The sequence below is a fragment of the Geodermatophilus tzadiensis genome, from assembly GCF_003002915.1.
Classification (GTDB): Bacteria; Actinomycetota; Actinomycetes; order Mycobacteriales; family Geodermatophilaceae; genus Geodermatophilus; species Geodermatophilus tzadiensis.
Genome location: NZ_PVTG01000019.1, coordinates 73,707 through 92,012 on the forward strand (window position 1 = coordinate 73,707; position 18,306 = coordinate 92,012).

21 protein-coding genes and 1 riboswitch are annotated in these 18,306 nt (G+C 76.6%); of the genes, 16 read left to right on the forward strand and 5 right to left on the reverse strand.

Annotated features, from left to right (window positions below; translation table 11 throughout):
• Positions 1-55 precede the first annotated feature (55 nt).
• From LY71_RS20365 to LY71_RS20390, 6 genes are all read left to right on the forward strand, one after another.
• The gene (locus LY71_RS20365; RefSeq protein WP_106281164.1) at positions 56-451 is read left to right on the forward strand and encodes a DUF2237 family protein; all 396 of its coding nucleotides are present in this window, start codon (positions 56-58) and stop codon (positions 449-451) included.
• Positions 452-464: 13 nt separating this feature from the next.
• A complete protein-coding gene (locus tag LY71_RS20370; RefSeq protein ID WP_106281166.1) occupies positions 465-959 on the forward strand; it encodes a glutathione peroxidase in 495 nt (164 codons plus the stop codon).
• A gap of 106 nt (positions 960-1,065) precedes the next feature.
• Positions 1,066-1,779, forward strand: a complete 714-nt coding sequence (locus LY71_RS20375) for a mycothiol-dependent nitroreductase Rv2466c family protein (protein WP_106281168.1) — start codon at positions 1,066-1,068, stop codon at positions 1,777-1,779.
• 127 nt (positions 1,780-1,906) lie between these two features.
• Entirely contained in the window at positions 1,907-2,998 is a 1,092-nt protein-coding gene (locus LY71_RS20380) for a FecCD family ABC transporter permease (protein WP_106281267.1), read from the forward strand.
• Positions 2,995-4,104 carry a FecCD family ABC transporter permease gene (locus tag LY71_RS20385; protein ID WP_106281170.1) on the forward strand — a complete coding sequence of 370 codons (1,110 nt, stop codon included), beginning with the start codon at positions 2,995-2,997 and terminating at the stop codon, positions 4,102-4,104. Before LY71_RS20380 ends, LY71_RS20385 begins: the two co-directional genes overlap by 4 nt.
• A complete protein-coding gene (locus LY71_RS20390) occupies positions 4,101-4,958 on the forward strand; it encodes an ABC transporter ATP-binding protein (RefSeq protein WP_106281172.1) in 858 nt (285 codons plus the stop codon). The genes LY71_RS20385 and LY71_RS20390 overlap by 4 nt, the downstream gene beginning before the upstream one ends.
• Before the next feature lie 53 nt (positions 4,959-5,011).
• Here the strand turns inward: LY71_RS20390 and LY71_RS20395 are convergent, their stop codons facing one another.
• Entirely contained in the window at positions 5,012-5,953 is a 942-nt protein-coding gene (locus LY71_RS20395) for a siderophore-interacting protein (protein ID WP_211297454.1), read from the reverse strand.
• A gap of 109 nt (positions 5,954-6,062) precedes the next feature.
• Here LY71_RS20395 and LY71_RS20400 point away from each other — a divergent pair, with 109 nt between their 5' ends.
• A complete protein-coding gene (locus LY71_RS20400; RefSeq protein ID WP_106281174.1) occupies positions 6,063-7,064 on the forward strand; it encodes an ABC transporter substrate-binding protein in 1,002 nt (333 codons plus the stop codon).
• Here the strand turns inward: LY71_RS20400 and LY71_RS20405 are convergent.
• Both LY71_RS20405 and LY71_RS20410 read right to left on the reverse strand, forming a co-directional pair.
• Entirely contained in the window at positions 7,061-8,038 is a 978-nt protein-coding gene (locus tag LY71_RS20405; protein ID WP_106281176.1) for an EamA family transporter, read from the reverse strand. The genes LY71_RS20400 and LY71_RS20405 overlap by 4 nt on opposite strands.
• 47 nt (positions 8,039-8,085) lie before the next feature.
• Positions 8,086-8,484: a VOC family protein gene (locus LY71_RS20410; RefSeq protein WP_106281271.1), complete on the reverse strand. Its 399-nt coding sequence runs from the start codon at positions 8,482-8,484 to the stop codon at positions 8,086-8,088.
• Between the two features lie 144 nt (positions 8,485-8,628).
• On the opposite strand from LY71_RS20410, the gene LY71_RS20415 reads away from it, so the two are divergent.
• The 7 genes from LY71_RS20415 to LY71_RS20445 all read left to right on the forward strand — a co-directional run bounded on the left by LY71_RS20415 (position 8,629) and on the right by LY71_RS20445 (position 14,938).
• A complete protein-coding gene (locus tag LY71_RS20415) occupies positions 8,629-8,997 on the forward strand; it encodes a hypothetical protein (RefSeq protein ID WP_106281178.1) in 369 nt (122 codons plus the stop codon).
• Between the two features lie 45 nt (positions 8,998-9,042).
• Positions 9,043-9,825 (forward strand): thioesterase family protein, encoded by a 783-nt coding sequence (locus LY71_RS20420; RefSeq protein WP_106281180.1) that lies wholly within the window; start codon positions 9,043-9,045, stop codon positions 9,823-9,825.
• Between the two features lie 64 nt (positions 9,826-9,889).
• Positions 9,890-10,780 carry a mechanosensitive ion channel family protein gene (locus LY71_RS20425; protein ID WP_106281183.1) on the forward strand — a complete coding sequence of 297 codons (891 nt, stop codon included), beginning with the start codon at positions 9,890-9,892 and terminating at the stop codon, positions 10,778-10,780.
• On the forward strand, positions 10,777-11,295 hold the full coding sequence (locus tag LY71_RS20430) for an Rv3103c transmembrane domain-containing protein (RefSeq protein ID WP_106281185.1): 519 nt from the start codon (positions 10,777-10,779) through the stop codon (positions 11,293-11,295). The genes LY71_RS20425 and LY71_RS20430 overlap by 4 nt, the downstream gene beginning before the upstream one ends.
• A 43-nt stretch (positions 11,296-11,338) precedes the next feature.
• A riboswitch (SAM riboswitch) is annotated at positions 11,339-11,456 on the forward strand.
• A gap of 43 nt (positions 11,457-11,499) precedes the next feature.
• Positions 11,500-12,792, forward strand: coding sequence for a bifunctional o-acetylhomoserine/o-acetylserine sulfhydrylase (locus LY71_RS20435; RefSeq protein ID WP_106281187.1), 1,293 nt, complete (start codon positions 11,500-11,502; stop codon positions 12,790-12,792).
• Positions 12,792-13,874, forward strand: a complete 1,083-nt coding sequence (metX, locus tag LY71_RS20440) for a homoserine O-acetyltransferase MetX (RefSeq protein ID WP_106281273.1) — start codon at positions 12,792-12,794, stop codon at positions 13,872-13,874. Before LY71_RS20435 ends, metX begins: the two co-directional genes overlap by 1 nt.
• Complete coding sequence (locus LY71_RS20445) at positions 13,871-14,938, forward strand: threonine aldolase family protein (RefSeq protein WP_106281189.1); 1,068 nt, start codon at positions 13,871-13,873, stop codon at positions 14,936-14,938. The genes metX and LY71_RS20445 overlap by 4 nt, the downstream gene beginning before the upstream one ends.
• Positions 14,939-15,008: 70 nt before the next feature.
• On the opposite strand, the gene LY71_RS20450 is transcribed toward LY71_RS20445, so the two are convergent.
• On the reverse strand, positions 15,009-15,548 hold the full coding sequence (locus LY71_RS20450; protein WP_245888139.1) for a gamma carbonic anhydrase family protein: 540 nt from the start codon (positions 15,546-15,548) through the stop codon (positions 15,009-15,011).
• Positions 15,549-15,599: 51 nt separating this feature from the next.
• On the opposite strand from LY71_RS20450, the gene LY71_RS20455 reads away from it, so the two are divergent.
• Positions 15,600-16,640 (forward strand): uroporphyrinogen decarboxylase family protein, encoded by a 1,041-nt coding sequence (locus tag LY71_RS20455; protein WP_106281191.1) that lies wholly within the window; start codon positions 15,600-15,602, stop codon positions 16,638-16,640.
• A 28-nt stretch (positions 16,641-16,668) separates the two neighbouring features.
• Positions 16,669-17,247 (forward strand): YdeI/OmpD-associated family protein, encoded by a 579-nt coding sequence (locus tag LY71_RS20460; RefSeq protein ID WP_211297456.1) that lies wholly within the window; start codon positions 16,669-16,671, stop codon positions 17,245-17,247.
• A 31-nt stretch (positions 17,248-17,278) separates the two neighbouring features.
• Here the strand turns inward: LY71_RS20460 and LY71_RS20465 are convergent, their stop codons facing one another.
• Complete coding sequence (locus tag LY71_RS20465; protein ID WP_106281193.1) at positions 17,279-18,295, reverse strand: C40 family peptidase; 1,017 nt, start codon at positions 18,293-18,295, stop codon at positions 17,279-17,281.
• Between the last annotated feature and the right edge of the window lie 11 nt (positions 18,296-18,306).

The window sequence follows — 18,306 nt, forward strand, 5'->3', positions numbered from 1 at the left end:
CGGTCGCCGCACGGGCGGCCGGGCCCGGGACCGCCTCCTCTGCCACCATCGACCCGTGACCGAGCCGGAGCGCAACGTGCTGGGCGGGGAGCTGCAGCCGTGCGGCACCGAGCCGCTGACCGGGTTCTACCGCGACGGTTCCTGCAGCACGGGCCCGGACGACCTGGGCAGCCACACCGTGTGCACCGTCGTCTCGCAGGAGTTCCTCGAGGTGCAGCGGGAGCTGGGCAACGACCTCAGCACCCCGCGGCCGGAGTACGGCTTCCCCGGCCTGCGGCCCGGTGACCGCTGGTGCGTGGTGGCCGCGCGGTGGCTGCAGGCCTACCGGGCGGGGGCGGCGGCCGGCGTCGTCCTCGCCGCCACCAACGCGCGGGCGCTCGACGTCGTCCCGTTGGCCGCGCTGCGCCAGCACGCCGTCGACGTGCCCGACGACGTCAGCAGCCTGGAGTGAGAGAGAGGACCCCGTGACCGGCCTGCTCGACCAGCCCCTCGCGACCCTGCAGGGCGAGGCGACCACCTTCCGCGCGCTCACCGGCGGCGGGCCCGCGCTGGTGGTCAACGTGGCCAGCCGGTGCGGCCTGACACCGCAGTACACCCAGCTCGAGCAGTTGCAGCAGGAGTACGGGCCGCGCGGGTTCACCGTGGTCGGCGTGCCGTGCAACCAGTTCGCCGGGCAGGAGCCGGGCACCGCCGAGGAAATCGCCGGGTTCTGCTCGGCCACCTACGGCGTCAGCTTCCCGATGACCGAGAAGCTCGAGGTCAACGGCGAGGGCGCGCACCCGGTGTTCCGGCGGCTGACCGCGGCACCCGACGCCTCCGGCGAGGCCGGCGACGTCCGGTGGAACTTCGAGAAGTTCCTCGTCGACGGCGACGGCGCGGTCGTGGCGCGGTTCCGCCCGACCACCGACCCCGGTGCCCCCGAGGTCCGGACGGCGATCGAGGCCCTCCTCCCCCGCTGACCCCTGTTGCCCGGGTCGGTTCCGTCCTCCGCCGGCCGGATCGGACCCGGGCGGCGCGGAACCGGCCCGCGGAGCAGTCCGCGGCGGGCGGCGGGAGCATGGGGACATGGCCGACCTGCACTTCTACTTCGACCCCGTCTGCCCGTTCGCGTGGATGACCAGCAGGTGGGTGCGCACGGTCGCCGCGCAGCGCGAGTACGACGTCGACTGGCGGTTCGTCTCGCTGCGGCTGCTCAACGCGCACGTCGACTACGACAGCCACTTCCCGCCGGAGTACGAGGCCGGGCACACCGCCGGGCTGCACCTGCTGCGGGTCGCCGCCCGCGCCCGGGAGGAGCACGGGCGCCCGGCGGTCGGCCGGCTCTACGAGGCGACGGGCCGGCACGTCTTCGAGGACCCGGCCGGACAGCCGCCGCCCGAGCGGGCCACCAGCCGGGAGTTCCTGGGCGAGGTGCTCACCGAGGCCGGCCTGCCCACCGACCTGGCCGCCGCCGTGGACGACGACGCGTGGGACGCCGGCATCCAGGCCGAGACCGACGAGGCGCTCGGCCTGACCGGCCGCGACGTGGGGACGCCGATCCTGCACTTCGAGCCGCCGGAGGGCGTGGCCTTCTTCGGCCCGGTCATCAGCCGGACGCCGACCGAGGAGCAGGCCGTGCAGCTGTGGGACCACGTCGTCGGGCTGGCCCGCTTCCCGGGTTTCGCCGAGCTCAAGCGCAGCCTGCGCGAGCTGCCGCAGCTGCCCGCGTTCGGTGTCACCGGTGACGAGGTCGGGGTCCAGGAGGACTGGCACCAGGGCAGCCGCAGGCTGAAGCACTGACCGGACGGCAGCCGCCGGCTGGAGCACTGACCGGACGGCAGCCGCCGGCTCGAGCACTGACCGGAGACCGGCGGCCGGACCGCCCGGTAAGGTGAGCCTCACCGAAGCCGACCGTCCGGAGCCGCCGGTGTCCGTCCCCAGCGCGACCCGTGCGTCCGCGGCGACCCCGCCGGTCACCGCCCGGGACGACCTGGCCGCCGCACCCGGGCGGGCCGCGCGCACCCGCCGCCGGCTGCTCGGCCTGCTCGCCCTCGTCGTCCTGCTGGTCGCCGCCTGCGCGGCGAGCATCGCCGTGGGCAGCCGCCCGCTCGGCCTGGGCACGGTGTGGACGGCGCTGACCGACCGCTCGCTGCGCACCGAGGAGGCGGTGATCGTGTGGGACCTGCGGGTCCCGCGCACGGTGCTCGGCCTGATGGTCGGCGCGGCCCTCGGCGTCTCCGGCGCGCTCATCCAGGGCCACACCCGCAACCCGCTCGGCGACCCGGGGCTGCTCGGCATCACCGCCGGCGCGTCGTTCGCCGTCGTCCTGGCGATCGTGCTGCTCGGCGTCGGCACCCCCGCCGGGTACGTGTGGTTCGCCTTCGCCGGGGCGCTGGCCGGCACGGTCGCGGTCTACGTCCTCGGCTCGGCCGGCCGGGGCGGCCCCACCCCGGTCACCCTCGCGCTCGCCGGCTCCGCGCTGAGCGCGCTGCTGTTCGCGCTGGTGCGCGCGGTGCTGGTCAGCGACTCCGACTCCCTCGACGCCTTCCGCTTCTGGGTCGTCGGCGCGCTCGCCGGCCGCGGCGCCGACGTCGCCTGGCAGGTGGCGCCGTTCATCGCCGCCGGGCTGGTCCTCGCCCTGCTCAACGCGCCGGCGCTGGACCTGCTCGGCATGGGCGAGGACGTCGCCCGGGGCCTCGGCCAGCGCGTCTGGCTGGCCCGGCTCGTCGGCCTGGGCGCCACCACGCTGCTGGCCGGGGCGGCCACCGCCGCCTGCGGGCCGATCGCCTTCGTCGGCCTAGTCGTGCCGCACGCCGTCCGGGCGTTCACCGGGCCGGCGCACCGCTGGCTGGTGCCCTGCGCCGGCCTGCTCGGGGCCGTCGTGCTGCTCGCCGCCGACGTCCTCGGCCGGGTGGTCGCCCGGCCCGGCGAGCTGCAGGTCGGCATCGTGCTCGCGCTCGTCGGCGGGCCGGTCTTCGTGGCGCTGGTGCGCCGCCGGCGGACGGCGGCCGGCCTGTGACCGCGACCGCCGACACCGTCGCGCGGACGACGCCGCCCGACCCCGGCGGGCGCCCGCGCGGGCGGGCGGTCACCGTGCGGGTGGGGCCGGCCTCGGCGCGGTTCCGGTGGCGCGCGGTCGTCGTCCCGCTGGTGGCGGCGGTCGCGGTCGCGCTGCTCGGCGCGGCGAGCCTGGGCCGCGGCGACTACCCCATCGCCCTCGGCGACGTGCTGCGCACCCTGGCCGGCGCGGGCACCGAGGGCCAGGCGTTCGTCGTCCTGGAGCTGCGCGCCCCGCGGACGGTCGTCGGCGCGCTGGTCGGGCTGGCGCTGGGCCTGGCCGGCGCGCTGTTCCAGACCTTCGCCCGCAACCCGCTGGCCTCGCCCGACGTCCTGGGCATCACCCAGGGCGCCTCGGTGGGCGCGGTCGCGGCGATCGTGCTGGGCGGCGGCACGTCCACCGGCGCCCTGCTCGGGGGGCTCGGCGTCCCCCTGGCCGCGCTGCTGGGCGCGCTGCTGGTCGGCGCGCTGCTGTTCGTGCTGGCCTGGCGCTCGGGCATCGACGGCTACCGGCTCGTGCTCATCGGCATCGCGCTGTGGTCGGTGGCGCAGGCGCTCACCGACTGGCTGCTCACCCGCGCCGAGATCTACGACGCCGCGTCGGCCTACGTGTGGATCACCGGCTCGCTCAACGCCCGCACCTGGGACCAGGCGACGCCGCTGGCGCTGTCGCTGCTGGTGCTCGTCCCGCTCGCCCTCGCGGCCGGCCGGGTGCTCGGCGTGCTGCAGTTCGGCGACGACACCGCCCGCGGGCTGGGGGTCCGGCTGGCCCGCGCCCAGGGTGCCGTGGTCGTCGTCGCCGTCCTGCTGGTGGCGACGGCGGTGGCCGCGGCCGGGCCGATCGCCTTCGTCGCGCTCGTCGTCCCGCAGATCGCCGTCCGGCTGACCGGCGGCTCCCGGCCGCCGCTGCTGGCCTCGGGCCTGCTCGGCGCGGCGCTGGTCGTCGGCGCCGACCTGCTCACCCGCACCGTCCTGCCCCAGGCGCTGCCCGTCGGCATCCTCACCGCCGCTCTGGGTGCGCCCTACCTGCTCTGGCTGCTCGTCCGCGGGAGGCGGACCACCGCATGACCACTGCCGCCACCCGCGCCCGCACCCACCCCCACCCGGCGTCCGCACCCCGCCCGGACGGACCGGTCCGCCTCGCCGCCGAGGGGGTGCGGCTGGCCTACGACGACCGCGTCGTCGTCGACGGGCTGGACCTGCGGCTGACCGACGGCTCGTTCACCGCGATCGTCGGCCCCAACGGCTGCGGCAAGTCCACGCTGCTGCGCGCCCTGGGCCGGCTGCTCCGCCCGCAGGCGGGGCAGGTCCTGCTCGACGGCCGCTCCATCGCGCGGACGCCGACCCGCGAGGTGGCCCGCGTCCTGGGCCTGCTGCCGCAGACGCCGGTGGCGCCGGCCGGCCTGACCGTGGCCGACCTGGTGGCCCGCGGCCGGCACCCGCACCAGAGCTGGCTGCGCCAGTGGTCGGCCGAGGACGAGGCGGTCGTGACCGAGGCGATGGCCTGGACCGACCTGGGCGACCTGGCCGACCGCCCCGTCGACGAGCTCTCCGGCGGGCAGCGGCAGCGGGCCTGGATCTCGATGGCGCTGGCGCAGGGGACCGACCTGCTGCTGCTCGACGAGCCGACGACCTACCTGGACCTCTCCCACCAGATCGACGTCCTGGAGCTGGTGTCGCGGCTGCACGCCGAGCGCGGGCGCACCGTCGTCGTCGTGCTGCACGACCTCAACCTCGCCGCCCGGTACGCGCAGCGGCTGGTGGCGATGCGCGACGGCGTCCTGGTGGCCTCGGGGACGCCGCACGAGGTGCTCACCGAGCAGCTGCTGGCCGACGTGTTCGACCTCGAGGCCCGCGTCGTGCCCGACCCGGTGGCCGGCACCCCGATGGTCGTCCCCGTCCGCCGCCTGCGGCAGGCATAGGAGGCTCCCCCCACGTCCGGGGACCCGGGGACGTGGGGAGAGCCTCCTGTGCCTCAACTCTCCGCGCAGCCCTCGCGCCAGTAGCCCATGAAGGCCACCGCGCGGCGGTCGACGCCGAGGTCGCCGACCAGGTGCCGGCGCAGCCGCTTGACCACCCCCGCCTCACCGGCCAGCCAGGCGTAGCAGCCGGCCCCGGCCGCGGGGTCCTCGGGGACCTCCCACAGCAGCCCGGCGTCGAGGTCGACGTCCTCCGGCGCCGGGGCGGGCGCGGCGGCGACGCCCAGGTCGACCAGCGCGGCGTGCACCGCGGGCACCGTCAGCTCGCCGCGGGGCCGGCCCTGGCGGAACAGCCAGTGCACGGTGACCCCCTCGGGCAGCGCCAGGTTCTGCGCGTCGCCGGGCTCGGGGACCTCGAGGACGGCGACGGCGCGGCGCCCGGGCACCGAGGGCAGGGACTCCAGGACGGCGGAGACCGCGGGCACCGCCGTCTCGTCGCCGACCAGCAGCAGGCAGGTCGCGGTGGCCGGCGGCGCCCACTCGACGCCCCACGCACGGCCGCGGCCGGGCCGGTCGGGGCCCATGAGCACCACCGGGTCGCCGGGCCGGGCCGCGGCCGCCCAGGTGGCGGCCGGGCCGGCGTGCCCGTCGCCGACCCCGTGCAGGACGACGTCGAGGTCGACCTCCGCGCGCTCGGGGCGGGCCGCGCGCACGGTGTACGTGCGCAGCACCGGACGCCGCTCGTCGGGCAGCCCGCACCAGGCCGGGTACCACTGCCCACCGGCGGCCTGGAGCTCGGTGACCGCCGCCGGGTCGGGGGCGAGCACGAGCTTGACCCGCTGGTCGTCACCGGCGACGCCGAAGCGGTCCAGCTGCCGGCCGGTCAGCGTGATCCGGACCGTGCTCGGGCCCAGCGGCCGCACCCGGGCGACGACGGTGTCGAAGAACAGCCACTGCGGCAGCTCGGCCACCACCGGGGGCGCCACGCTCGTCGTCACTCGGGTCTCCGTTCCAGCGGCGGACGGCCCGTGCGGACCGCAGGTAAGGCAAGGCTAACCTGCACCGCACCGGCGGGGAACCCCCTGCCCCGACCTGCGAGGAGACCCCGTGTCCCGACCCCCGCGCCTGATCGGCGCCTCCCTCGGACTGGCGGCCGTGCTCGCCGCGAGCGCCTGCTCCGGCGGCGGCAGCGAGGCGGCGGCCGCGTCCGGCGGACCGGGCTGGTCGTTCACCGACGACGTCGGCACCACCGTCGAGCTCGACGCGCGGCCCGAGCGGGTGGCCGGCCTCAACGACGTCGCGTCGTCCCTGTGGAACCTCGGCGTCGAGCCGGTGGCCACCTTCGGCCAGACCTCCGCCGCCGACGACGTCCAGTTCGCGGGCCGCGACCTCTCCGGCGTGGAGGTCGTCGGGGAGAGCTACGGCCAGATCGACCTCGAGGCGCTGGCCGCGGCCGACCCCGACCTGATCGTCACCAGCGTCTACCCGGTCGACGCCGAGGGGACCCTGGACGACACCCAGCCCCTCTACGGCTTCGAGTCGCTCGAGCAGCAGGAGCAGGTCGCGCGGATCGCCCCCGTCGTGGCGATCGCCTGGCGCGGCTCGGCCGCCGAGGTCATCGAGCGCACCGCCGCGCTCGCGGAGTCCCTCGGCGCCGACCTGGACGGCGCGCAGGCGTCCGCCGCCCGCGCGGACTACGAGGCGGCGTCGGCGGCGCTCACTGAGGCGGCGTCCTCCGGCGTCACCGTGCTGCCGGTGGCCGCCTACCCCGACGAGGGCTTCTACCTGGCCAAGGCCCCCGACGACCCGTCGCTGCGCCTCTACGCCGACCTCGGCGTGCCGTTCCTCGACCCGGGCGGCGACGGCTTCTTCTGGCAGACGGCCAGCTGGGAGCAGGTGCCGCAGTACCGCAGCGACGTCGTCCTCTACTCCCTGCGCGGGGCGATGACGCCCGAGGAGATGGCCGGCCAGCCCACCTACGGGCTGCTGCCCGCGGCGCAGGCGGGGCAGGTGCACCCGTGGGAGTACGTCGGCATGGACTGGGCCGCCCAGGCCCGCTACATGCAGCGGCTGGCCGGCTGGCTGGCCGAGGCGCGGAAGGTCACCTAACGGGACAGCGGTGCCGGCGTCTCGGGGACGGGCGCCGGCGCCGGGCCGGCGGCACGGGTCCGCGCGGTCTGGGCCAGCGCGATCCCGGCGAGGACCACCAGGCCGCCGGCCACCTGCCAGCCGCTGAGCACCTGCTCGAGCCACAGCCACGCGACGACCGAGGCGAACACCGGCTCGACGGTGGCCACCAGGCCCGCGGTGGTGGGCGGCAGGTGGCGCAGCGCCGCGATCGACAGCCAGAACGGCGTGATCGCGCCGAGCACGACGATCCAGAGCACCAGCAGCCACAGCGGCAGGGTCAGCGAGCCGAGCGAGACCGGCACCCGCTCACCGAGCACGCCGGCGTCGAAGCGTGCGGTGAACGGGGCGACGACGGCCCAGAACAGCCCCGCGGCCACGAACGTCCAGGTGGTCAGCGCGACCGGGTCGCGGGTGGCCGTCCCCCGCTCCCCCATCAGGTAGTAGGTGGCCAGGCAGACCGCCGCGGCCAGGCCCGCGCCGACACCGACCGGGTCCAGCGACCCGCCGCCCTGCCACACCTGCGCCACCAGGACCAGCCCCGACAGCGACAGCCCGAGCGCCAGCCAGATGCGCGGCCGCACCGGCTCCCGGCGCACCAGGCGCACCCACAGTGCGATGCCCACCGGCGCGGTCATCTCGAACACCAGGGCGATGCCCACCGGGAGCCGGCCGATGGCGACGAAGTAGAGGAACTGGGTGAGGGCCACCCCCACCACGCCGAAGACGGCGAGGAAGGGCACCTCCCGCCAGGTCAGCCGCAGCCGCTGCGGGGAGACCAGCGCCAGCGCGGCGAGCAGCCCGACCGCGGCGCCGCCGCAGCGCAGCGCCGTCAGCCAGGTCGGCGGGATGCCGGCCTGCAGGGCGAGCGTGGAGACGGTGCCGTTGACGGCGAACAGCCCGGCCGCCGCCACGGTGGTCAGGTAGCCGACGGCGGGACGGCGGGTGTGCGGCACCCGTCCGACTGTAGCGGGCGTAGGTGTCGACACCACCTACCAGCGGGTCACGAGGTGGCGCCGGGGTCCATCCACAGGACCTCCCAGACGTGCCCGTCGGGGTCGGTGGAGCTGGAGCCGTACAGGAAGCCGTGGTCCTGCGCGGGCATCCACGTGCCGCCGCCGGCGCCGACCGCCTTGTCCACCATCGCGTCGACCTCCTCCCGGCTGTCGCAGGACAGCGCGTAGAGGGCCGCCGTCGCCGAGCGCGGGTCGGCGGTCGTGGTGCCCTCGGGCAGGAAGCCGGCGAACTTCTCGCGCGAGAGCAGCTGCAGGTGGATGGCGTCGCTGACCACGACCGAGGCCGACGAGTCGTCCGAGAACTGCTCGTCGATCGAGAAGCCGAGCGCGCTGTAGAAGGCGCGGCCGGCCGCCACGTCGCGCACCGGCAGGTTGAGGAAGATCATGCGCACGGTGGTGCTCCCGTCGTCCGCGGGCCCGTCGTCCGGGCCCGTCGGGAGGGGGACGGCGCGGTCGCGCGGAACTCATCGCGGCCGACACCACAGCCCGCGTGCGGGTGGCGTCCAGGGACGGCGGGCACCCTCGGGAGCGTGACCGAGCTCCGTCCGCCGTGGTCCCCGCGCCGCCGCCGCACGCTGACCTGGCTGGCCGGCGGTGCCGTCGTGCTCGGCATCGCGGGGCTGCTGCTGCCCGCGCAGATCGGCGTCCCCGCGGCGTTCCTGGCCGCGCTGTGCGGGTTCCTGTTCGTGGCCGCGCTGGTGCTGTTCTTCGCCGTCCCCGGACCGGACACGGTCGACACGCTGCTGCGTTCCTCCCCGCTGGCCGGCGCGGTCACCGTCGTCGCCGTGCTGCTGTGGCTGTCCACGGCCGGTCAGCAGCTGCGCTGGGTCTGGGCGGCGGCCGCCGTCGGCGGGCTGGCCTGGGTGGGCACGGCGCTGTGGCTCACCCGGCGGGGCTGACCCCGGGGACCGGGGCCCGGGCGGCTCGTCGGCAGACTGCCGGGCGTGCAGCTGCCCGCCGCGTTCTACCTGCCCGACGGCGACGGCCTGGTCGCCACCGCGCTCACCATCGGCCCGTGGGACCCGGGCCTGCAGCACGCCGGACCGCCGGCCGCGCTGCTGGCGCGGGAGGCCGAGCGGGTGAGCGGGATCCCCGGCGGGCAGACGGTGCGCCTGGCCTACGACGTCCTCGGGCCGGTGCCGGTGGGCCCGGTGCGGGTCGCCGCCCGCGTGGTGCGGCCGGGCCGGCGGATCGAGCTGGTCGAGGCGACGCTGGAGGCCGGCGGCCGGACGGCCATGCGGCTGTCGGCGTGGCGGGTGCGGACGGCGGACAGCGCGGACACCGCGAGCCCGGCCGCCCCGCACCCGGTCGGCCCGCAGGAGAGCGCGCCGGCGCAGTTCGCCGTCTTCCGCGAGGAGGTGGCCTACCACCGGTCGCTGGAGTGGCGGGCGGCCTCGGGCTCGCTGACCGCGTCGGGCCCCGCGGCGGCCTGGACCCGGCCGCTGTGCGCCCTGGTCGAGGGCGAGCCGATCACGCCGCTGCAGCACCTGCTGGTGATGACCGACGCGGCCAGCGGCATCTCCGCCGAGCTGGACTGGTCGCGGGCCACCTTCGCCAACGTCGACCTCGTCGTCGCGCTGTTCCGCCAGCCGGCCGGCGAGTGGCTGGCCATGGACGCCGCCACCACCCTCGGCCCGACCGGGGTCGGGCAGTGCGCGGCCGACCTCTACGACACCCGCGGGCGCATCGGCCGGTCGGTGGCCTCGCTGTTCGTCGAGCCGCGGTGAGCCCGCCGCGGACCGACCGGGTTGGATGGGGCCCGACCCGACGGAGGGGAGGTCCCGACCTGCCATGGGCCCGCTGACCGACCTGCTCGACTGGCTCGCCGACCGCGGCCTGCAGATCGTGCTGATCGTCCTGGGCTCGGTGCTGCTGGCCCGCTTCGTCACCTGGGTGGGCCGGCGGATCACCGACCGCATCGACGCCCGCTCCACCGGCGGGGACGTGCTGGTGCGCTCCGAGGCCGCCAAGCACCGCCACTCGCTCACCCAGGTCATCACCTGGGCGCTCATCGTGCTCATCTACACGGTGGCGGTCTTCTACGTGCTCGACCGCCTCGGCGTCCCGGTCACCGGGCTGGTCGCGCCGGCCACCGTGCTCGGCGTCGGGCTCGGCTTCGGCGCCCAGCGCATCGTGGGCGACGTCCTGGCCGGGTTCTTCCTCATCACCGAGCGGCAGTACGGCTTCGGCGACGTCGTCTCGATCCAGGTGGTCGGCGGCGGCGACCCGGCCGACGGCACGGTCGAGGACGTCACGCTGCGGATCACCCGGCTGCGCTCGGCCGACGGCGAGGTGGTCACCATCCCGAACGGGCAGATCGTCAAGGTGGTCAACCTCTCCCGCGACTGGGCGCGGGCGGTGGTCGACGTCCCGGTGCCGACGACGGCCGACGTCAGCCGGGTCAACGAGATCCTCCGCGAGGTGGGCCGGCAGGCCTTCGCCCACCCGGGGCTGCGCCGTCTGCTGCTCGACGAGCCCAGCGTCATGGGCGTGGAGAGCATCGACCTCGAGCAGGTCAACGTGCGGGTGGTGGCCCGCACGCTGCCGGGCCGGCAGTTCGAGGTGGGCCGCGACCTGCGCGAGCGCATCGTGCTGGCCTTCCGCCGCGCCGGACTCACCCTGAGCCCCGCGCCGCCGCCGGACCCGGCCGCGCCGCCGGTCCGCCAGGGAGCGCAGCAGTGACCGTCCCCGGCGCCCCGCGGCCCGGCGAGGAGCGCGCCGGCGGCGACCCGGCCGCACGCGGGCGCTTCGGCCTCACCGGGCTGCTGCGCGGGCGGGTGCCCGGGCACATCGGCCGGCTGCGCACCTCGACCGTCGTCCTGGTGGTGCTGTTCCTCGGCCTGGGCCTGCTGCACCTCTACGTCCGCCCGGAGCCGACCGGCACCGTGCCGACCGGCGGGACCCCCGTGACCACGCCGGCGCCCGCCCCGGCACCGGCGACGACGGTGCCACCCACGACGGAGGTACCGGCGGAGCCGTCCCCGGAGCCGACGACGGAGCCGACGACGACGGAGCCGACGACGACGGAGCCGACCACCGGCGACCCGACGCCCGGCGCGCCGCCGTCCGGGGACAGCCCGACGACGACCGACACCCCGCAGACCGGCGCGCCGACGACCGCGCCGACGACGAGCGGGCCGCCGGCCGGCACCCCGGAGGTCCCGGCGACGACCGGGGCCCCCTCCCCGCCGACCTGACCCCCTGCCGGACGGGCCCGGCGGCCCGCTAGGGTCGCCGCAGGCTCCTGAGCGACAGCGTGAAGTACCTGGCTGGCTGTCCGGCAACCTCCTCCTCCGTCTGAGGTGCTCCCAGGGGAAGAGCCGGCCGTGCGGCGACCGCCGCGCGGCAAGGACGGAGCACCTGTGCGCCGCAGGTCCTCCGGAACGAGAGGAGACGGCGCGTTGACCGACCCCCAGAGCTGGAGCTTCGAGACCCGGCAGATCCACGCCGGCACCAGCCCCGACCCGACCACCGGTGCCCGGGCGCTGCCCATCTACGCCACGACCGCCTACCAGTTCCGCGACAGCCAGCACGCCGCGGACCTGTTCGCGCTGGCGGAGATGGGCAACATCTACACGCGGATCATGAACCCGACGCAGGACGCCCTCGAGCAGCGGGTGGCCTCCCTCGAGGGCGGCGTCGCGGCCCTGGCCGTGGCGAGCGGGCAGTCGGCGACGACGCTGTCGATCCTCAACGTCGCCGAGGCCGGCGACCACGTCGTCGCCTCCGCGTCGCTGTACGGCGGCACCTACAACCTGCTGCACCACTCGATGCCCAAGCTCGGCGTCGAGGTGTCCTTCGTCGAGGACCCCGACGACCCGGAGGCCTGGCAGGCCCTGGTCCGCGACGACACGAAGGCGTTCTTCGGCGAGAGCATCGGCAACCCGAAGGGCGACGTCCTCGACATCGCCGCGGTGGCGGAGGTGGCCCACCGCAACGGCGTCCCGCTGATCGTGGACAACACGATCGCCACCCCGTTCCTCGAGCGGCCGCTGGAGCACGGCGCCGACGTCGTCGTCCACTCGGCGACCAAGTACCTCGGCGGTCACGGCACCGCGATCGCGGGGATCATCGTCGACGGCGGCGGGTTCGACTGGCGCAGCGGGCGGTTCCCCGGCTTCACCACGCCCGACCCGACCTACCACGGCGTCGTCTACGCCGACCTCGGTGCGCCGGCCTACGCGCTCAAGGCCCGCGTCCAGCTGCTGCGCGACCTGGGCCCGGCGATCTCGCCGTTCAACGCCTTCCTCGTCGTGCAGGGCATCGAGACGCTGTCGCTGCGGATGGAGCGGCACGTGCAGAACACCCTCCGCGTCGCCGAGTTCCTCGAGGCGCACGACGAGGTGGACCGGGTGAACTACCCGGGCCTGCCCTCCTCGCCGTGGCATGCCGCGCAGCAGCGCTACGCCCCGCGGGGCGCCGGCGCGGTGCTCACCTTCGAGCTGCACGGCGGCCGCGCGGCGGGGCAGCGGTTCGTCGAGGCCCTGGAGCTGCACAGCCACGTGGCCAACATCGGCGACGTGCGCAGCCTGGTCATCCACCCGGCGTCGACGACCCACTCGCAGCTCACCGAGGACGAGCAGCTGACCACCGGCGTCACCCCGGGACTGGTCCGCCTGGCCGTGGGCCTGGAGGGGATCGAGGACATCCTGGCCGACCTCGAGGCGGGGTTCCGCGCCGCCAAGGGGGCGTGATGACGGGGGTGCGGGACGTCCCGGCGTCCCGCACCCCGCCGCGCACCGGCGGGTGGCGCGACGGCGACCCCGTCGGGGACCGGCTCTTCCTCGACCTGGACGGACCGGTCCACCTCGAGCGCGGCGGGGTGCTGCCCGGCATCCGGGTCGCCTACGAGACCTGGGGCGAGCTCGCCCCCGACGGCGGCAACGCGGTGCTCGTCGAGCACGCGCTCACCGGCGACAGCCACGTCACCGGCCCCGCGGGCCCCGGCCACCCGACGCCGGGCTGGTGGGCGTCCCTGGTCGGCCCGGGCGCGCCGCTGGACACCGACCGGCTCTTCGTCGTCTGCGCGAACGTGCTCGGCGGCTGCCAGGGGACGACGGGGCCGTCGTCGACCGCGCCCGACGGCCGGCCGTGGGGCGCGCGGTTCCCCGAGGTGACGGTGGCCGACCAGGTGCTGGTCGAGGCCGCGCTGGCCGACGCGCTGGGCGTGCGCCGGTGGGCCGCGGTCGTCGGCGGGTCGATGGGCGGGATGCGGGCGCTGGAGTGGGCGGTGGCGCTGCCCGACCGGGTGGCCGGGCTGTTCTTCCTCGCCTCGGGTGCCGCGGTCACCGCCGACCAGCTCGGCACCCAGACCACCCAGCAGGCCGCCGTCCGCGCCGACCCGGTGGCCGGGCTCGGCATCGCCCGGCGGATCGCCCACCTCACCTACCGCAGCGCGCTCGAGCTCGACGAGCGGTTCGGCACGACCGTGCAGGCCGACGGCCGCTTCGCCGTCGCCTCCTACCTGGAGCACCACGCCGACAAGCTCGTCCGCCGCTTCGACCCGGGCAGCTACGTGGTGCTCACCGAGGCGATGAACACCTGGGACGTCGGCCGCGGGCGCGGCGGGGTGGCGGCGGCGCTGGCCCGGGTGACGGCGCGGGCCGTGGTCGCCGGCGTCGACAGTGACCGGCTCTACCCGCTGGCGCTGCAGCAGCAGGTGGCCGACGCGCTCGGCGTCCCGCTGCAGGTGGTGTCCTCTCCGTACGGGCACGACGGCTTCCTCATCGAGGCCGACGCCGTCGGCGCGCTGGTGCGTGGTCTGCTGGGCACGTGAGCGACGACCTCGACGCCCTGCGGCTGTCCTGTGACCGCGCGCTGTCCGGCCACGGGCCGGTGCGCGCCGACGCCCTGCTGGCCACGATCCCGGCCGGCACGGCGGTGGACCGCTACGGCGCCGGCGGCGTGGTGGCCGAGCTGGAGGCGGAGGTCGCGGCGCTGCTGGACAAGCCCGCGGCGGTGTACCTGCCCAGCGGGACGATGGCCCAGCAGGCCGCGCTGCGGGTGCACGCCGGGCGCACCCTGCGGCGCACCGTCGTCGCGCACCCCGAGTGCCACCTGTTCCGGCACGAGGGCGGCGCGCTGGAGCGGCTGCACGGCCTGGTCCCGCGCCCGGTCGGCGACGGCAACCGGCTGCTGCTGCGCACCGACCTCGACGCCGTCGCCGAGCCGCCGGCCGCGCTGGTGGTGGAGCTGCCGCAGCGCGACCTCGGCGGGCAGCTGCCGCCGTGGGACGACGTCGTCGAGCAGGTGGCCTGGGCGCACGACGTGCACTCGGTGGCCCACCTCGACGGCGCCCGCCTGTGGGAGGCCTCGGCCGGTTACGACCTGCCGCCGGCGGACCTCGCCGCGCCCTTCGACACCGTCTACGTCAGCTTCTACAAGGGCATCGGCGCGCTGGCCGGGTGCTGCCTGGCCGGGCCGGCCGACCACGTCGCCGAGGTGCGCGAGTGGCGGCACCGGCTGGGCGGCACCCTGTTCGGCCTGTGGCCCGGCGCGGCCTCGGCGCTGACCTGCCTGCGCGAGCGGCTGCCGCGGATGCCGGAGTACCTGCAGCGGGCCCGGGAGATCGCCGGCGCCGTCCGCGACCTGCCCGGCGTGCGGGTGGTCCCCGACCCGCCGCAGACGCCGATGCTGCACCTCCTGCTCGCGACGACGCCCGACGCCTTCCGCGCGGCCGTCCGCGGGCTGGCCGCCGACGGGCTGTGGACCTGGGCCGAGCCCGCGACCACCGGCGACCCCTCGGTGCTGCGGGTGGAGCTCGGTGTGGGGGACGCGACGATGGCGCTGTCGGTCGAGGAGGTCTGCGCCGCGGTCGCCCGCCTCGCCGGGGCCGCCTGAGCCACGAGATCGGCGCTCTCGTGGCCGTCCGCTGCTGATCGCCACGAGAGCGCCGATCTCGCTGCGGTGGTCAGCCGTCGCGCACGAGGGGGCGGACCTCGCGGGCCGTGGGCAGCCGCTCGGTGTAGCTGAGCGCGTTGAGCCGGATGTGGGTGAGGTCGTCCTCGGTGGCCGGCCGGACCACCTTCGCCGGGACGCCGGCGACCAGGGACCCCGGCGGCACCTGCGTCCCCTGGGTGACGACGGCGCCGGCGGCCACGATCGAGCCCGACCCGATGTGCGCGCCGTTCATCACCACGCTGCCCATGCCGACCAGCACGTCGTCGTCTACCCGCGCGCCGTGCAGCACCACCCGGTGCCCGACGGTGACGCCCCTGCCGACGACGAGCGGGAAGCCCGGGTCGGAGTGCAGCGTCGAGCCGTCCTGCACGTTGGAGCCCTCGCCGATCTCGATGACCTCGGCGTCGGCCCGCGCGACCGCGCCGTACCAGATGCTCGAGCGCGGCCCCATGGTCACCGCGCCGACGACCACCGCCGTCGGGGCGACGAAGGCCTCCGGGTCGATGGCCGGGGCGCCGAACGCGTGCTCCGCGATGTAGTTGTCCGCCACGGCTCCACCCCAGCACACGCGGGGCCCAGCCCGCGCGGGCAGACTCCCTGCGTGCCCGTCCCGCTGCCGCCGCTGCTGCCCACCACCGTCGTCGGGAGCCTCCCGCAGCCGGGCTGGCTGATCGACCATGACCGCCTGGCCCACCAGTTCCCGCCGCGGGTGCGCGCCCGCGAGCTGTGGCGGCCGGCGCCCGAGCTGCTCGAGGAGGCCCAGGACGACGCGACGCTGCTGGTCGTGCGCGCCCAGGAGCGGGCCGGGCTGGACCTCGTGGGCGACGGCGAGCAGCGCCGCGAGTCCTACTCCAACCACTTCGCCACCGCGCTCGACGGCGTCGACGTCGACACACCGGGCACGGTGCTCAACCGGTCGGGGCAGCCGATCCCGGTGCCGCGGGTGGTCGGCGAGATCCGCCGGCGCGACCCCATCCAGGCCCGCGACGTGGCCTTCCTCCGCGCCGCCACCGACCGGCCGGTGAAGATCACCCTGCCGGGGCCGTTCACCATGGCGCAGCAGGCCGCCGACGAGCACTACGGCGACGACCGCGCGCTGGCGCTGGCCTACGCCGACGTCGTCCGCGAGGAGATCGCCGACCTGTTCGCCGCCGGTGCCGATATCGTCCAGATCGACGAGCCGTGGCTGCAGGCGAGGCCGGAGGTGGCCCGGCGCCACGGCGCCGAGGCCGTGACCCGCGCGGTCGAGGGCGCACCCGGGCCGGTGCACCTGCACCTGTGCTTCGGCTACGCGGCGATGGTCGCCGAGCGCCCGGAGGGGTACTCGTTCCTGCCCGAGCTCGCCGACACCCCGGTGGACACCGTCTCGGTGGAGACCGCGCAGTCGCACCTGGACCCCGCGCAGCTGCGGCCGCTGCGCGGCAAGGGCATCGCCCTCGGCGTGCTGGACCTCTCGACGCCGGAGGTGGAGACGCCGGAGGTCGTGGCCGGCCGCGTGCGGCGGGCCCTGGGCGACGTCGACGTCGAGCGGCTGGTGCTCTCCAGCGACTGCGGCCTGAAGTACCTGCCGCGGGCCGCCGCCGAGGGCAAGATGCGCTCCCTGGCGCTGGCCGCGGAGGTGCTGCGCGCGGAGCTGTCCTGAGCGCCCCGACCGGGCCAGGATCGCCGTCGTGACCCTGCCGACCGACCTGCCGGTGCTGGCCTTCCCCGACCAGGACGCGTTCGAGGCGTGGCTGGAGGCCGAGCACGCCACCGCCCCCGGCTGCTACGTGCGCCTGGCCAAGAAGGGGGCCGGGGTGCCGTCGCTGACGCACGCCGAGATGGTCGAGTCGCTGCTGTGCTTCGGCTGGATCGACGGGCGCAGCAACCGGCTCGACGAGCGCTCCTACCTGATGCGGGTCACCCCGCGGCGGCCGCGCAGCGTCTGGTCGCAGAAGAACGTCGCCGCCGTCGAGGAGCTCACCGCGGCCGGCCGGATGCGCCCGGCGGGCCTGGCCCAGGTCGAGGCGGCGCGGGCCGACGGCCGCTGGGAGCGCGCCTACGCGGGCCCGGCCACGATCACCGTCCCCGACGACCTCGCCGCCGCGCTGGCCGCCGAGCCCGCGGCGCAGGAGGCCTTCGCCGGCCTCGACGGGCGCAACCGCTACGCCGTCCTGCACCGCGTGCACACCGCGGCGACCCCGGCCACGCGCGCGAGGCGGGTCGCCGCGCTGGTCACGATGCTCGCCGAGGGCCGTACCCCGCACTGACGCCGGCGGGGGCGGGCGGGCGGCAGGGCGGTCAGGCGACGCGGACGGCGCCCCGGTAGCCGGACATGTCCACGCTGGTCACCGCGACCGGCGACCCGAACGTGCGGGCGTGCACCATCTTGCCGTCGCCGACGTAGAGGCCGACGTGGCTGACCGGCGAGTAGAAGTAGACGATGTCGCCGGGCATCAGGTCGGCGCGGGACACCGGCGTGCCCATCGACGCCTGCGCCCCGCTGGAGTGCGGCAGCGAGATGCCGGCCGCCGCGAAGGCGTACTGCGTCAGCCCCGAGCAGTCGAAGCCGTCCGGGCCGGAGGCACCCCAGACGTAGGGGTCGCCGATCTGGGCCAGCGCGGTCTGCACGGCGACGGCGGCGGCCGGGCCGGGCGCGGCGGCCGCGGCGGTCTCGGCGGCGGGCGCGGCCAGCGTGGGACCGGCCAGCGCGGTGGTGACGGCGGTCTGCTCGGCGGCCGACAGCCGGGCGAAGTCGGCCTCGTACGCGTCGACCTGCGCCTGCACCTCGGCCTGCTGGTCGTGCAGCGCGGCCAGCGCGGCGGTGGCCTCGGCGCCGGCGGTGTCGGCGGCGGTGCGGGCCTCCTCGGCGCGCGCCTGGGCGGCGGCGACCTCGGTCAGCACGCCCTCGGTGTGGTCGGCGATGAGCTCGAGGGTGGTCATCTGGGCGACCAGGTCGTCGGCGGAGTCGCTGCCCAGGAAGGCGGCCACCCGCGACCGGGTGCCGCCGGTGTAACCGGTCTGGGCGATGGCGCGGATCTGCGGCGCGTAGCGGGCCAGGGTCGCCTCGGCCTCGACGGCGGCGCGCTCGGCGTCGGCGGCGGCCTGCTGCCGGGTCTGCACGGTGAGCTCGGCCTGGTGCACCTGCTCGTCGAGGGCGGTGAGCCGGCGGCCGGTCTCCTCGACGAGGGCGGCGGCCTCCTCGGCGGTCGCCGGCGCGGCCGAGGCGGCGGTGGGGGCCAGCACGAGGACGAGCAGGCCCGCGGCGGCGACGGCCGCACCCGACCAGCGGCGGCCCGTCGTCCGGTTGCGCTGCACTGTCGCCGTCC

Excerpts from the sequence above, each read along its gene's own strand:
- LY71_RS20410 (WP_106281271.1), bottom strand. The coding sequence starts at position 8,484 with ATGATCTTCCTCAACCTGCCGGTGCGCGACGTGGCGGCCGGCCGCGCC.
- LY71_RS20390 (WP_106281172.1), top strand. The coding sequence starts at position 4,101 with ATGACCACTGCCGCCACCCGCGCCCGCACCCACCCCCACCCGGCGTCC.
- LY71_RS20425 (WP_106281183.1), top strand. The coding sequence starts at position 9,890 with ATGGGCCCGCTGACCGACCTGCTCGACTGGCTCGCCGACCGCGGCCTG.
- metX (WP_106281273.1), top strand. The coding sequence starts at position 12,792 with ATGACGGGGGTGCGGGACGTCCCGGCGTCCCGCACCCCGCCGCGCACC.
- LY71_RS20375 (WP_106281168.1), top strand. The coding sequence starts at position 1,066 with ATGGCCGACCTGCACTTCTACTTCGACCCCGTCTGCCCGTTCGCGTGG.